Source organism: Nocardia flavorosea NBRC 108225 (genome assembly GCF_001613385.1).
Taxonomy (GTDB): Bacteria; Actinomycetota; Actinomycetes; order Mycobacteriales; family Mycobacteriaceae; genus Nocardia; species Nocardia flavorosea.
Genome location: NZ_BDCG01000002.1, coordinates 82,985 through 97,408 on the forward strand (window position 1 = coordinate 82,985; position 14,424 = coordinate 97,408).

Annotated in this window: 14 protein-coding genes and 1 pseudogene; 9 read left to right on the forward strand and 6 right to left on the reverse strand. The window is 67.2% G+C overall.

What is annotated here, in order from left to right; translation table 11 throughout:
• Positions 1-24 precede the first annotated feature (24 nt).
• Entirely contained in the window at positions 25-669 is a 645-nt protein-coding gene (locus NFL01S_RS00960) for a dihydrofolate reductase family protein (RefSeq protein ID WP_062970500.1), read from the reverse strand.
• Between the two features lie 373 nt (positions 670-1,042).
• On the opposite strand from NFL01S_RS00960, the gene NFL01S_RS00965 reads away from it, so the two are divergent.
• The 3 genes from NFL01S_RS00965 (at position 1,043) to NFL01S_RS00975 (ending at position 3,036) form a co-directional block, all read left to right on the forward strand.
• Positions 1,043-1,534 carry an SRPBCC family protein gene (locus NFL01S_RS00965; RefSeq protein ID WP_062971232.1) on the forward strand — a complete coding sequence of 164 codons (492 nt, stop codon included), beginning with the start codon at positions 1,043-1,045 and terminating at the stop codon, positions 1,532-1,534.
• Between the two features lie 102 nt (positions 1,535-1,636).
• Positions 1,637-2,518: an SCO6745 family protein gene (locus NFL01S_RS00970; RefSeq protein ID WP_062970502.1), complete on the forward strand. Its 882-nt coding sequence runs from the start codon at positions 1,637-1,639 to the stop codon at positions 2,516-2,518.
• A gap of 41 nt (positions 2,519-2,559) precedes the next feature.
• Positions 2,560-3,036, forward strand: coding sequence for an OsmC family protein (locus tag NFL01S_RS00975; RefSeq protein WP_062971234.1), 477 nt, complete (start codon positions 2,560-2,562; stop codon positions 3,034-3,036).
• 83 nt (positions 3,037-3,119) lie between these two features.
• Here NFL01S_RS00975 and NFL01S_RS00980 read toward each other — a convergent pair whose 3' ends face one another.
• Together NFL01S_RS00980 and NFL01S_RS00985 are read right to left on the reverse strand one after the other, a co-directional pair.
• On the reverse strand, positions 3,120-3,659 hold the full coding sequence (locus tag NFL01S_RS00980) for a hypothetical protein (RefSeq protein WP_062970504.1): 540 nt from the start codon (positions 3,657-3,659) through the stop codon (positions 3,120-3,122).
• 39 nt (positions 3,660-3,698) lie between these two features.
• On the reverse strand, positions 3,699-4,346 hold the full coding sequence (locus NFL01S_RS00985) for an HdeD family acid-resistance protein (RefSeq protein WP_062970506.1): 648 nt from the start codon (positions 4,344-4,346) through the stop codon (positions 3,699-3,701).
• Between the two features lie 377 nt (positions 4,347-4,723).
• Between NFL01S_RS00985 and NFL01S_RS00990 the strand changes: the two genes are divergently transcribed.
• Entirely contained in the window at positions 4,724-5,941 is a 1,218-nt protein-coding gene (locus NFL01S_RS00990; protein WP_062971236.1) for a TerC family protein, read from the forward strand.
• A 127-nt stretch (positions 5,942-6,068) separates the two neighbouring features.
• The gene (locus NFL01S_RS00995) at positions 6,069-8,021 is read left to right on the forward strand and encodes a S9 family peptidase (protein WP_062970507.1); all 1,953 of its coding nucleotides are present in this window, start codon (positions 6,069-6,071) and stop codon (positions 8,019-8,021) included.
• 11 nt (positions 8,022-8,032) lie between these two features.
• On the opposite strand, the gene NFL01S_RS01000 is transcribed toward NFL01S_RS00995, so the two are convergent.
• The gene (locus NFL01S_RS01000; protein ID WP_062970509.1) at positions 8,033-8,395 is read right to left on the reverse strand and encodes an MmcQ/YjbR family DNA-binding protein; all 363 of its coding nucleotides are present in this window, start codon (positions 8,393-8,395) and stop codon (positions 8,033-8,035) included.
• A 103-nt stretch (positions 8,396-8,498) separates the two neighbouring features.
• Between NFL01S_RS01000 and NFL01S_RS01005 the strand changes: the two genes are divergently transcribed.
• Entirely contained in the window at positions 8,499-9,617 is a 1,119-nt protein-coding gene (locus tag NFL01S_RS01005; RefSeq protein ID WP_062970511.1) for a winged helix DNA-binding domain-containing protein, read from the forward strand.
• Between the two features lie 59 nt (positions 9,618-9,676).
• Here NFL01S_RS01005 and NFL01S_RS01010 read toward each other — a convergent pair whose 3' ends face one another.
• Positions 9,677-10,804, reverse strand: a complete 1,128-nt coding sequence (locus tag NFL01S_RS01010) for a hypothetical protein (protein ID WP_063915782.1) — start codon at positions 10,802-10,804, stop codon at positions 9,677-9,679.
• A 230-nt stretch (positions 10,805-11,034) separates the two neighbouring features.
• Here NFL01S_RS01010 and NFL01S_RS37270 point away from each other — a divergent pair, with 230 nt between their 5' ends.
• The gene (locus NFL01S_RS37270) at positions 11,035-12,231 is read left to right on the forward strand and encodes a tyrosine-type recombinase/integrase (RefSeq protein ID WP_062970513.1); all 1,197 of its coding nucleotides are present in this window, start codon (positions 11,035-11,037) and stop codon (positions 12,229-12,231) included.
• Between the two features lie 10 nt (positions 12,232-12,241).
• Here NFL01S_RS37270 and NFL01S_RS01020 read toward each other — a convergent pair whose 3' ends face one another.
• A complete protein-coding gene (locus NFL01S_RS01020) occupies positions 12,242-13,102 on the reverse strand; it encodes a M48 family metalloprotease (protein WP_168433856.1) in 861 nt (286 codons plus the stop codon).
• Positions 13,103-13,477: 375 nt separating this feature from the next.
• On the opposite strand from NFL01S_RS01020, the pseudogene NFL01S_RS34050 reads away from it, so the two are divergent.
• Together NFL01S_RS34050 and NFL01S_RS01030 are read left to right on the forward strand one after the other, a co-directional pair.
• Positions 13,478-13,609 (forward strand): annotated as a pseudogene (locus NFL01S_RS34050) (DNA-binding response regulator); the annotation flags it as partial.
• A gap of 273 nt (positions 13,610-13,882) precedes the next feature.
• On the forward strand, positions 13,883-14,389 hold the full coding sequence (locus tag NFL01S_RS01030; RefSeq protein WP_157116113.1) for a hypothetical protein: 507 nt from the start codon (positions 13,883-13,885) through the stop codon (positions 14,387-14,389).
• Positions 14,390-14,424 lie beyond the last annotated feature (35 nt).

A 14,424-nucleotide genomic window follows, 5' to 3' on the forward strand; every position in this document is an offset into this window, starting at 1 on the left:
GGATACCCGGGGGCACTCTGCTGTTCAGCGGCGCCAGAACAAGTGGTGCACGACTCCGCTCGGGCTGGGCACCTTCTCGAGATGGAACCGGTCCAGCAGATCCTCGGGACGCTCCCACAGCCGCTCGCCGCCACCGAGTTCGTTCGGGGTGACGACGATGTGCAGGGTGTCGATCAGATCGGCGGCCAGGAATTCGCGGACCGTCGCCACGCCCCCGCCGATCCGCACATCTTTGCCGTCCGCGGCGGCGAATGCCTGTTCCAAGGCATTTTCCGGAGTGGCGTCGAGAAAGTGGAAGGTCGTATCGCTCAGAGTGAACGATGGGCGCGGATGGTGGGTCAGAACGAACACGGGGGTGTGGAACGGCGGCTCGTCACCCCACCATCCCTCCCATTCGTGGTCTTCCCACGGCCCGCGTTGGGGACCGAACTTGTTGCGTCCCATGATCTCGGCGCCGATATTGCGGGCGAAATCGCGCGTGAAGTAGTCGTCGAGGCCGCGGGTACCGCCGGGATCGGTGCGGTTGGGCCAGCTGGCGGTGGCGCCGGCCCACGCCATCATGGTCGCCGGATCCGCGTGCCCGAACGGCCGGTCCAGGCTCTGGCCGGTACCGGCTCCGTAGCCGTCGGCGGAGACGGTGAAATTCTGTACGCGCACGAGCGGGCTCATCCTGGACTCCTTCTGATCTCAATGTGCAACCAGTGTCGAATACCACCTCACCGAAGCCGCCATCCAGCTCGTTCCCCTGATCACCGAACTCGGCGCCTGGGGCGCCCGCTGGCTACCGACCACACCAGAGCCGGCCATCCGCGCTCGCCTGCTCGCCGACGGCGGACCCGAACTCGGGCAACCTTTCATGAACGAACTCCGTGACGCCCACCTGCACCGGCGACCGGCACCCGAGAACGGTGTGCTGGCCGAACTGACCGCCGCCTATCAGGAGATCGCCCGGGCTTCCGAAAATCGGGACCAATGAGCCACCATCTGCGGCCGGCATTCCACCGCAGGTGTCATGTCTGCCGCCCACCTTAAGATGCGCCCCATGAAATACACCGACTCCATCGAGATCGCACTGCCGCGGCAGAAGGTGGTCCAGCTGCTCGCCAACCCGGCACACCTGCCGAAATGGCTGCGAGGCGTGGTATCGCACGAACCCTTGACCGGGGAGCACGGGCAACTCGGCACCACATCGCGAATCGTGATGCAGTCGGGTGGGCGAACGATGGAGTGCACAGAGACCATCACACGCCGGGAACCGGCAGACCTTCGCGAGGTCCCGGACACGGCTGTCGTTCACTCCGACCGCGAAATCGCCGGCGAGGGCATGTGGAGCGCCGTACGCGACCGGCTGACCGAAACCGGCCCGGAAACGACTCTGTGGGAGTGCGAGAACGAATACCGGTTCGACGGCTTCCTGATGAAGCTGATGGGGCTGCTGATGCCCGGCGCCTTCCGCAAACAGTCCCGACAGCATATGCAGGACTTCAAAGCGTTCGCCGAGCAGGGAAAAGACGTCCGCGAAACGGCGGACTGATCAGAGACCCCGCACGCGGCGTGGCCCTCGGCGCCCCGGCGTTCCCTTCCGTGTGCCCGCACCCCCGGTTCGCCCGCGTTCCGGCGAGTAGTTTTCACAGCTATGAGCACCACCCTTTCCGCATACGCCCGGCAGGCCTGGAGCCTGCTCGAACCGCTGCACGCGGTCACCTACTTCTCACCCGAACCACTCCAGGCGCTGAAAACCGCCGGATACCGCGGATTCTGGATGGGATACTTCGCCGGCCGCGCCGCGCCACTCGGGCCGGTAGGGCCGGAAACCGTGCACGCCCTCTTCTACAACTTCACCTACGACCGGATCGCGAAAGCCCTCCCGTCGGCCTGGGAATTCGCCGCCCCGCCCGCCGCGCTCACCGCCCGCGAACACGGTGCCACCGCGGCCCTGCGCCGCCAGCTCGGCGAACTCGCCGACAGCCCCGACCTGGCCACCGCCGCCGACTTCGCCTGCCGCGCGGCCACCGCGGCACCACTGGAAGGCCGGGCACTGTTCGCCGCCAACCGGGCACTCCCCGAACCCACCGATCCCGTCGCGCGCCTGTGGTACGCCGCGACCCTCCTGCGTGAACACCGCGGCGACGGACATATCGCCGCCCTCGTCGCCGCCGGAGTCGGCGGCCGGGAGTCGCATGTGCTGCAAGCACTGGCCAACGGCACCGACCGCGGCATATACACCGTCTCCCGCGACTACGACGACCAGGAATGGACCGGATGCCTCGACGGTCTCCGCGACCGAGGCTGGGCCGGTGACAGCACCCTCACCGACACCGGAACCGAGGTGAAAGCCGGTATCGAAACACAGACCGACGCGGCCGCAGCATCCGCATACACCGCCCTGACCACCGAGGAACGCGACGAACTGTTACGTGTCCTGCGACCCCTGACGAACGCGGTGATCGCGGCCGGGGAGATCCCGCGCGTCACCCCCATCGGGCTCGACCTCGGGGAGATCGCTGCCCCGAGGTGATCGAGTCGACGAACCCGCCCCAGCCCGGCAGGATCGCGGATATGACGCGGACCCACCACTACGAATGCCGCACCGACTGGACCGGGGCGGGCACCACCGGAACCGTCGACTACCGCTCCTACGAACGGTCCTATGTGACACGGTCTCCGGGCCGACCCGATCTGCACGGCTCCGCCGACCCGGCGTTCCGCGGCGACGACACCCGCTGGAACCCGGAACTGCTACTGGTCGCCGCGCTGAGCCAATGTCATCTGCTGTGGTACCTGCACCTGTGCGCCGTCAACGGGGTCACAGTGCTGGAATACCACGACGACGCGCACGCAACGATGGCGGAGACCGCCGACGGCGGCGGGCATTTCACCGGGGTGGAACTGCGGCCGGTGGTGACGGTCGCCGCCGCCGATATGGTCGACCGGGCCCGTGACCTGCACGGCGACGCCGCGGCGAAATGCTTCATCGCGGCCTCGGTGAACTTCCCGGTGAGCCACACCCCGCGAGTGGAAGTCGGCGGCGGCTGAACCGGGCTACCGGCGAGACCCGGGTCCGGGACGGTATGGAGCTCTCCCCGGCGCAGCTGCCGACCGGGCAGCCACTACGGCATCTACCAAACCAGAGTGAGTTCCGGGATACGGACCCGGCCGAAGAACCGTTTCGCGATATCGCTGCCGTCGAAGTTGTAACCGTTCATGATGTCGGCCAGTTCGGTCGCCAGCTCCTGCAACTGTGGACTGACCCGTTCGATACCGTCCTCGACGACCCAGCCCCATTCCCGCGGCACCTTGTCGATGGTGATATCGATACACGCGTGATGCGGCAGATCCACGGTGATCTCGATCTGCACCGGCGCATCGCCGAGCGGGTCGCGGATCGCGGGCTCACCGAGGCGGGTCTGCGGCGCGAACATGATCCGCCCGAGGGCGATATCGGCTCGGATCATCTCCGCCACCGCCGGCAGATCCGCATGTTTACCGACCCGGTGATGACGGTCGCCGTAGGTGCGGTCACCGACCGGCGCGCCACCACTGCGGGCCAGCAGCCGATCCAGCATCCGCTGCGCGGTCGCCCGCTCGTCGGCCCCGGTATTGGGGTGCTCGATAAGAGCACGCAGGCGCATGATCCGATGGCTCGCAATGATCGCCATAGCAGGAAAGAGTAGCGAAACCCGGACCGATCCGGCGGTTCAGTCCGAGGCGCGTCCCCCCGAACCTCCCGCACTCGCGATCACCGATGTCAAATGCTGCTCCGGTGTCAACGAGTCCGACTCCGGCGACCGCACCGCCAGCGGTGAACGCAACGCCGTCCACACCTCCAGCGCACCGAACGCCGTCATACAGCACCCCGCGACCGCAGCCAGCATCTCGATACTGTCGAACGGGGCCACCGCGATCACCAGACCCGACGCCAACGTCACCAGACCGAACAGTTCCTGTTTCCCCTGCCCGGTCACCTCGTCGTCGTCCCACACCCCCGCCACGGCATGCGCGATACCCCGCACCGACCACGCCAATCCCAGCCACATTGCCAGCAGCAGCGTCCAATTCCCCGCCCGGAAACACAGCGTCGCCGTCACCAGCGACACCACCGCCGCCAAGAACAGCAGCGTCCGCGGAAAACGGCCCAGTTTGCTACCGAACGCCACCGTCGCCAACGACACCGTGCCGCACAGCAGCGAGAACATGAACAGATTCCCGATCGCGCCCAGCGATTTATCGGGCCACACCACGGTCGCGACCCCGATCACCACCGAGCACACCCCCATCGCCAGCACCGTCTGACGTACACCGCGACCGAACACCGGAGCGGCCCCCGCTTCCTCGTAGGTCGGCATAGCAGAATGATATGGGCCGGTCGGCCCGATTGCCCAACGGTTGCCGTTACCCGCCTGTCGCGGACTGCCCGACGGGGCCGCTCGCACGTCGTACTCACCGGCCGCCGCGCACCGCCGCCACCGAAGCCGAAGAAGGATCGGCGCTGTGCCAAGGGGCGAACACATCGAATTCGAGCAGCGCCGACACAGTCCGGTGTACCGCGAGGACGAAACCGGCGGTGCACCGCTACGACCCCGGCGCGAAACGGGGTCACTGTACAGGCCCGGGCCGAGGCCGCCGGGGCCTGCGACACCGGGCGGTGAACCGCGGCACCGGCCGGTTCGGGCACTACAGTCGCAGCGAGACACGTATCGAGGGCACCAGTCAGGAGGCCGTCGTGACCGTTCCCGCGCTGGTATGGGGGTGCACCCTCGCACTGATCGCCGGACTGTTGCTGTTCGATTTCTTCTTCCACGTCCGCAGCGCACACACCCCGTCGCTCACCGAGGCCGCAGTGTGGTCGGCCGCCTATATCGGTGTCGCGGTGGCCTTCGGATTCGCGGTGTGGGGGTTCGGCGGATCCGATATGGGCCTGGAATACTTCGCCGGCTACATCACCGAGAAAGCGCTCTCGGTGGACAACCTGTTCGTCTTCCTCATCATCATGACCACCTTCCGCGTCCCCAGCGCCGCCCAGCAGAAGGTGCTGCTCGTCGGTATCGTGTTCTCCCTGGTGGTGCGCACCGGGTTCATCTTCGTCGGCGCCACCCTCATCAACCGGTTCGCGTGGGTGTTCTACCTGTTCGGCGCCGCCCTGCTCCTCACCGCCGGGAACATGCTCCGCCCCGAAGGGGAGGACAGCCACGCCGACGACAATATCGTCCTGCGGCTGGCCCGGCGTTTCCTGCGCACCAGCGACACCTACGACGGCGACAAACTGTTCACCACCGTCGCCGGCCGCCGCCATATGACCCCGATGGTGCTCGCGATGGTCGCCATCGGCGGCACCGACGTCCTGTTCGCCCTCGATTCCATACCCGCCATCTTCGGGCTCACCCAGAACGTGTTCATCGTCTTCACCGCCACCGCGTTCTCCCTGCTCGGCCTGCGTCAGCTGTTCTTCCTGCTCGAAGGGCTGCTGGACCGCCTGATCTACCTCGGTTTCGGTCTCGCCGCCGTGCTGGCCCTCATCGGCGTCAAACTGGTTCTGCACGCACTGCACGAGAACAACGTCCCGTTCATCAACCACGGCGAACCGGTACCGGTCACCGAGATATCGACAGGCCTGTCGCTGGCCCTCATCGTGCTGATACTGGTGGTCACCGTCGTCGCATCCCTGCTCAGCCCCGCCGGGCGCGCGCAAACCGCCGTCGGTAATGCCCGCCGCCACGCCACCCGCTACCTCGACCTCGGCTACGAAGCCGACCAGAGCCTGCGGGAACGCACCTACAACAAGATGCTCGGCGAAGAGAAAACGCTCGCCGGCCTGCCCGCCAAATACCGGCGGCGGATCCGCGAAGGCGAAACAGAACTGGTCGCGCTGCTCGAACGGGCCCATTTCGTGCACGCCGACCGTATCGCGCGGATCGAAGCCGGACTCCCACTGCGCATATAAGCCCAGGGGTATCGGAGTGAGAACGTGGCCGGGAACACGGCACGACAGGCTTGAGTATGCCGTTGCGTCACAGTGTTGAGTCGGTGACGACAACGTGATCCGGAACAGAGCGGAGTGCACAGTGACCATGACCGGAGAACCGACCGACCAGCGGCCGGCACTGATCGATATCGAAACCTTCTTCGCCGATCCGCAGTTCGCGTACCCCTCGATCTCCCCCGACGGCACCCGCATCGCCTACCTCGCCCCACACCGCGGGCGCCGCAACGTCTGGGTCCGGGGTGTGGACGCGACCGACGACGACGCGGTCCCCGTCACCCACGACACCCGGCGCGGGATCACCACCTACTACTGGACCGACGACCCCCGCTGGCTGCTCTACCTGCAGGACACCGACGGTAACGAGGACTGGCACCTGTTCCGCGTCGACCTCGACGACCCCACCGCGCCCGCCGTCGACCTCACGCCGATGGACCCGGGATCCCGGGTGGTGGGCGCCGAAGACCTACCGTCCATGCCCGGCACTGTGCTGGTCACGATGAACCGGCGTCCACTGTTCTTCGACACATTCCGCATCGACGTCGCCACCGGCGAAACGACCCTGCATCTCGAACAAGACGATCCGGCCGCCACCGTGCTCCTCGACCGCGCCGGTGCACCCGTATTCCGCACCGCACTCACCGCGGACGGCACGGTGGAGATTTCCGCGATCGACCCCACCGGTGAGACACGGCCACTGCGCCGGCTCGGCGGCGCCGAACACCCGATGAGTGTCCACCCCCAGCAGGTCACCGCCGACGGGAAAGGCCTGCTCGTCGGCTCCTTCCAGGACGGCGACAACCTGCGGCTGGTACGCATCGACCACGAGACCGGGGCGGATACCGTCGTCGCCGCCGTCGACGGTCACGACCTGGATCTCAGCGGGATGATGCTGCCCGGCGTGCTCCCGCCGCCGGTCCACACCCATCGGCGCACCGGCGAAAGCCTCGCCGCCCGATTCGTCGCCGACCGCCCCCATATCGAAATCCTCGACCCGCACTTCGCCGAAATCTATGCCCAATTGCAGAAACTGTCCGACGGCGTGCTCGGCACCCTGTCCGGCGACAACTCCGGGCAGCGCTGGATCGCCACCTTCGCCCACGACCGCGACCCCGGTGTCACCTGGTTCTACGACCACACCACCGGCGAGGCCCGCATGCTGTTCCGGTCCTACCCCGATCGCGATCCGGACACTATGGCGCCCATGCAACCGGTCGGTTTCCCGGCCCGCGACGGGCTGCCCCTGCACGGCTACCTCAGCCTCCCCGTCGGTGTGGCACCGCGCGACCTCCCGCTGGTTCTGGTGGTGCACGGCGGCCCCTGGTACCACGACTCGTGGGGGTTCAGCAACGATGTGCAGTTCCTCGTCAACCGCGGGTACGCGGTACTGCAGGTGAACTTCCGCGGCTCCCTCGGTTACGGGAAACGGCATGTCACCGCCGCGATCGGTGAATTCGCCCGCGCGATGCACGACGACCTGATCGACGCCGCCGACTGGGCCGTCGCCGCCGGATACGCCGATCCGACCCGCATCGGCATCTACGGCGGCTCCTACGGTGGATACGCCGCACTCGTCGGTGTCACCGTCACACCGGACCGCTTCGCCGCAGCCGTCGACTACGTCGGCATTTCCGACCTCGCCAATTTCCTGCGAACCCTACCGCCGTTCACTCGCGCCTACAGCGTCAACAACTGGTACCGCTACGTCGGCGACCCCGGAATCCCGGAGCAGGAAGCCGATATGCTGACCCGCTCACCGATCACCATGGTCGACGAAATCCGCACCCCGTTGCTCGTCGCGCAGGGCGCCAACGATGTTCGGGTGGTCCGGGCCGAATCGGACAATATCGTTGCCCGGTTGCGGGAGCGTGGTGTTCCGGTGGAATACCTGGTCGCCGAGGACGAGGGGCACGGCTTCGACAACCCGGAGAATCAGATCATGCTGTACCGGGCGATCGAACAGCATTTCGCCCGCTACCTCGGCGGCCGCAGCGCCGGCCCAGCGGTAGAGGTTCCTGGTCCCGGCAGCCCGACCGGATGAGAGCCGGCCCGCTACCGTTCGTCGAGGAGAGCCACCAGTGATTTCGGCGCCACCGCCCGGTAGGCGTCGGTGACGAGCTCGGCGATCTCCGCCCAATCCACCGGAACATCCAGATACACCCCGAGCCGGCCACGGTGGCCCACATACGGTGGCCGGAAGAATCGCTGCGGTTCCGCCGCCACCAGCGCCTCCTGCGCGCCCGGCGGTGCCGCGCACCAGAAACCCAGCCGGTCGTCGTGATGCCGGCCGGCGTAGGTGACGAACGTTTTCTTCCCGCGCACGAACCAGGTGGGTTCGCCGTGGCTGAGCCGTTCGGTGGTTTCCGGCAGCGCTGTGCACAGCCGGCGTAGACGGGGCAACGGATCCTCGGCCATGAGATCACGGTAGCGTCCTGGCACACGTTCGACCGGGCAGCCACGGGTGTGGTGCCGTCGCGTCGCGCCACCACACCGTTGTCCTGTCGAAAGGTTTCCACTGATGTCCCGAGTCCTCGGCCGCCGGGCGCTCAATCGCGCGACGCTCGACCGGCAGCTGCTGTTACGGCGTTCCGAGGTGCCGGTCGTCGACGCGGTGGAGCATCTGGTCGGGTTGCAAGCCCAAACCCCGCATACCTGGTATGTCGGATTGTGGTCACGACTGGCGGGGTTCGTCCCCGAACACGCCGCCGACCTGCTCACCGACCGCGCGTTGATTCGTATTGCGTTGATGCGCTCCACGATTCACCTGGTCACCCCGCAGGATGCACGTGCGCTGCGGCCACTGATCCAGCCCGTATTGGATCGCGATCTCTACCGCAACCACACCCACGGAACACCGATCGAAGGCATCGATATGGCGAAACTGGTCGCCGACGGTATCGAGCTCCTCGCGGCGGAACCGTTGACCAACAAGCAGCTCGGCGCATTACTCGCCCAGCGGTGGCCCGGCCGAGCGCCGGCCTCGCTCGTCTACGCCATCCGCAACCAAGTGCCGCTGGTGCAGGTGCCACCACGCGGCGTGTGGGGCCGCAGCGGGTCCATCGCGCACACCGCCGACGCATGGCTCGGCGCGGACCTGACGAGTACCGCTTCGCTCGAACAGATGGTCCTGCGGTATCTGGCTGCCTTCGGCCCGGCGGGTGTGAAAGACATGCAGATGTGGTCCGGCCTCACCAAGCTGCGCGAGATCGTGGACCGGATCCGGCCGAAACTCATCGTTTTCCGCGACCAGCACGGGCAGGAACTGTTCGACCTCCCCGACGCAGCACGCCCGGACCCCGACACCCCGGCCCCACCCAGGTTTCTGTACGACTTCGACAACCTGCTGCTCTCCTATGCGGACCGGACCCGAGTGATCACCGACGAATACAACCGGCAGGGATACCGCACCCAGCGCCCCGCCCCGCAGATCCTGCTGGTCGACGGATTCACCGCAGCAGACTGGACGATCACCCGGGACGCCGGAACCGCGATCCTCACCATACGTCCCTACGATGGTCCGTTCACTGCAGAAGACGCGGCGGCAGTGACCGAGGAAGCCCACGAGTTGCTGGCATTCACCGACCCCGGCGCCCGGGCCCGCGATGTCGTCCTCGACGGGCCCCGGCAGCGAACGTGAGCACCGGGCCGCGCTGAGCGGGCCCCCGGGAGTGACGCGGGTCTGCGAAGGCAGCGCCTTTACACAGGATCCGGTTCGGTGTGCGGCGCCGCCCGATCGGATAGCAGAGTGTCCAGCTGCTGCTCCGCACGTTCCGCACGCGCCAGGGTTTGCGTCCGCGCCTGATCGAGTGCCTCGATACGCTGCGCGGTCTCAGTGCGCACCTGTTCGACGGCGGCTGCGGCCTCGGCGCGGGCAGCGGCCAGGTCCGCGGCCGCGGCGCGACGGACATCGGCGAGATCCTGCCGGACGGTGTCGTATTCGCCGCGCAACCGCTGCAATTCGGTGCGCGCTTCCCGGGCTGCTTCTTCACGTTCGGTGGCCGCCCGTTCGGCCCGTTCCAGGGCGCGCTCGGTATCGGCGGCCCGCTGAAGGGCCAGATCCCGGTCGGCGGTGGCAGCCTTCACCTTCTGGGTGTTCTCCCGGTCCGCGCGTTCGATATCGGCGTCGGCGGCGCGGCGGGCACGGTCGATTTCCGCGGCGCATTCGGACCGAATCCGCTCTACCTCCGCGGCGGCCTCGTTTCGCGCGGCCCGGATATCTTCTTCTGCCGCGCAGCGGGCCGCGAAAACGTCGTCCGCGGCGCGAGTGGTGACGGCCTCCACTTCGCGTAGCGCGTCGTCGCGGGTGGCTTCGGCGGCCGCGGTCTGTGACTGGGCTTCCGCGATGCGGGCTTCGGCGGTATCTGCGGTGGCTGCCGCGTCCTCGGCTGCTTCTTCCGCGTGGATCCGTGCCTGCTGGGCATCGCGGCGTGCCTGTTCGGCAGCGGCCGCGGCCATTTCGGCTTCGGCGATACGGCGCGCGGCGTCGGCCTGTACGGCCTGGACTTGCGCTTCGGCTGCCGAGGGGTCGGCCAGTGTCGACATTTCGGTGACTGCGGCGTTGAGGGTGGTACCGAGTTGTTCGGCCAGGTTGCGGAATTGGGTGAGCAGTTCGTCGGCGCGTAGCCGGGCGGCAGTGACGGGGCCGGTTTGTGTCACTGTGACGGAATCGGGCTGGGGTTCGGTTTCCTGTTGTAGCCGCTGCCTTTCGCGCCAGGCGCGCCATCGGGTGTGCTCCGGGCGGTCGCAGTATTCCGAGGGGCGGCCGGGGCCGGAGGGGCGTGGGATCGGCTGAGTGCAGCCGGGGTAGTTGCAGGTGGTCGGCACCCAAGAATCGTAGCGTTTGTTTCGTCGAAACCAACGGTATAACACGAAACGAAATTCTGAGTGGGCATCAGCGGCCCGATGGAAACATGTACCCTTCTAACCGCCGATAAGTGAACATTATCGGCGGTTAGAAGGGTACAGTTGCGGGAGATTCGTTTCCGATCAATACGTTTCGTTACGTTAGGTCAAATGCAACGTATTGCGTGACGCAATTACCGACGAGGAGAACCGTGACCGAAACAGCCGTCGACCTACCCGACACCGTGCGGACCGAACTCCGCCGCGGCGTCACCAGCGTCCTCGTCGACACCGCCGCACTACGTAACGTCCGCGAACGTTTCGACACCGAACAAGCCACCGCGCTCGGCCGCTACCTCACCGCCTCCCAATCCCCCAACACATTGCGCGCCTACCGCACCGACTGGATCGCCTGGGCCGCCTGGTGCACCCGCGAAAACCGCACCGCCCTCCCCGCCGACCCCCTCGACGTCGCCGTCTACCTCGCCGCCGCCGCCGACGCCCGCACCGCCAACGGCCGCCACGCCTACAGCCCCGCAACCCTCGAACGAAAATCTGCCGCCATCGCCGCCGTCCACGCCGCCAACGGACTACCCGCACCCACCCGCAGCGACGTCGTCCGCCTCACCCTCCGCGGAATCCGCCGCACCCGCCGCACCCGGCCCACCCGCAAACGCCCGATCCTGCTGCACACCCTCGGTGAACTCCTCACCGGCCTCCCCGAACCCGGCCGGCCCGGCGAACCCGCCCGCCGCCGCGACACCCTGCTCCTACTCCTCGGCTTCGCCGGTGCACTCCGCCGCAGCGAACTCGCCGCCCTCCGCATCGCCGATATCCACTTCGGCACCGACCACACCACCGGCGAACCCCTCCTACTCATCCACCTGCCCACCACCAAAACCGACCCCACCGGCATCACCGAACAACACGTCGCCCTGCCCCGCGGCAGCCAAGCACACACCTGCCCCATCTGCGCCTGCGCCGACTGGCTACGCCTACTCGCCGCCCACACCGAAAACCCCCGCGGCGTCCACACCTGGATCGACGAAAACCCCATCGGCGAGCCCCATATCCACCGCTGCCACAGCTACCACCCCGACCCCCGCCTCACCCCCGCACAACCCCTGTTCCCCGCCGTCAACCGCCACGGCGGAATCGGCGCCACCGCCCTCTCCGGCCGCGCGGTCGCCGAAATCGTCAAACGCTACGCCGCCCGCGCCGGACTCGACCCCACCCTCTTCTCCGGCCACTCCCTGCGCGCCGGCTTCGCCACCCAAGCCGCCCTCGGCGGCGCCGCCGACCGCGAAATCATGCGCCAAGGCCGCTGGAGCAACCCCCGCACCGTCCACCGCTATATCCGAACCGCCGACCCCCTTGCCGACAACGCCGTCACCAAACTCGGACTCTGACCCGACGGCATCAGCAGTCGGGGCGTCCCATACGCCGCAACTCGTCCATCCGGCGCAGGATGTGATAGATACGCAGTTCTGTAAACGTGACCCAATCCCCGCCGCGCTCGGAGGGAAAACCCGTGCGGCCGGAACGCGCCAGCAGTTCGAGTGCCTTGCGCAGTTCCCGCCCGTACCGCAGATCGACAGCCATCCGGTCGCAGCGCAACTCGTCCAGCACCCGAATCCACGCCACAACCAGCCCTTGGAAATAGCACAGTACCGCCGCCGTCACCGCCCAGGCGAACCCCAGAACCAGGGCCGGACTCACCGGAACTGCAATCCCCACTACTACGAACCAGATCCAAGTAACAGTCACCGCCATCGGGCGAGAGAATCGCTGAATCGGATCGGCCACGAAGCGGACAACACCGAACAGAACACCGAGGACGAACGAAACCGGCTTACCGCACAATAAAACGAAACGCTCCGCCCAGCGGAGCCCGAGCACAGCGTGGCCGTACTCATGCGCCAAGACCGCCTGCAATTGGTCAGGTTTCAGCGCTTCCAACGCCGCAGAGGTGACGGCAATATCCGGTGCCGGTCCGTACATCGCATTCACAGCGGACGAATCACGCACCCACAGCGTGATAAGCGAACTGTCGGCTCTTGCCCGGTAGCAGACCTCATCCCAGGCGGGGCCCAGCACCCGCTGCTCGGCTTCAGTGGGCCGACGATAGCCCATTACCGCCGGAGAAGTGGCCGGGTCCACCGCCAGATAGAAGTACGCCCCACAGCAAAACAGCCACGCCACCGGAATCAGCGCCCACGGCAACCCGGCCGCGGCCCCCAGTAACGCCAGGAACGCCGCGGTCACCACCGCAGACGGCAACGCACACACCGTCCTCACGACCCGCCGCAACCGATACCGCCCGACCACGTGACGCCGAGATCCAGCGGAAAGACCAGGGACGCAACGACGCATCCCCCCTGTATCCATACCCTCACCCCCGAGAAGCACTCCCTCCAAGATACCGGGCGGCCACACAGCGCGGTTTCGATACACCATCGGCCACAGAGCGTACGACCGGGGGCGATGCCGTCTACGGCGTCCGGATATACCGGGGCGACATGGGCGGCCACCGTCCCCTCTGCCGAATCCACCGTCACCCGCAGGCCGCCGGGATCGGCAACCACGAGATTCGTCCGCTTCGCAGAGAAGCCGCAATTGTGGTGTCCAGGTCAGCGGAAACCGCGAGCTGCCGCCGACGCCGACACCCTGCCCGCCATCGAAGCCGGCGCCACCGGATACCTCCTCAAAGACGCCCCACCCGAAGACCTCGCCGCCGCCGTCCGCACCGCGGCAGCCGGCCGGACCACACTGGCGCCCGCCGTCGCCGCAGCCACCGACCTCGGCCTCATCCGACGCTGAAGTACGCACAGATCATGTCGGTGTGGTCTCGATCGGGCATCGCCCCGCGACGGGGGTGCGCATATCCGCCGCCCTGGTGGCACCGTCACGTCCGATAACCGCGAGCAGGCGCGCCACCAGCGGGTATGCAGTGTGTTCGGGATGGAATCGCAGGGTTGCCACCGGGCGCTGCTGTGCGAGGATATTGAGCGCTCCACGAGTCAGTCCGTTTCAAAAACCCCTCTTTGGAAGGATGCTCAGATGGCGCAAGACACCAGTACCGCCGCCACCCGCACCAGCACCAGCAACGGCAGTGGTCAGCAAGTCCAGAGCCTGGAAATGCTGCGCATGGGCCTGGACGAAATCCGGCAGGAATCCCAGAGTGCACGGCAGTACGCCCAGCAGGCGCAGAACCTCGCCCGCCAGGTGCAACAGCAGGCCCGGCAGGTACAGCACCAATCCCAGATCGCGCAGAGCCAGGCCAACCAGGCCGCGCAGCAGGCCCAGCAGGCCCGCCAGCAGGCGCAGCAGGCACAGAACCAAGCACAGCAGGCGCAGAGCGAAGCCGACCGGTCGCAGAGCCAGGCCCAGCAGGCCCAGGCCGACGCCAACCAGGCCAACCAGCGCTGCCAGTCGGCGCAGGACCAGGCCGACCAGGCCGCCTACCTCGCCCAGCAGGCCGAGGAACAGTCCACCCGGGCCCAGGATCGCGCAATGCAGTGGGAACTGCAGATGCACCAGATGCGCCAGCAGGTACGGCAGATGTAGTGCATACCGGGCAACCGCAGGGCAGCAGCCCTGTA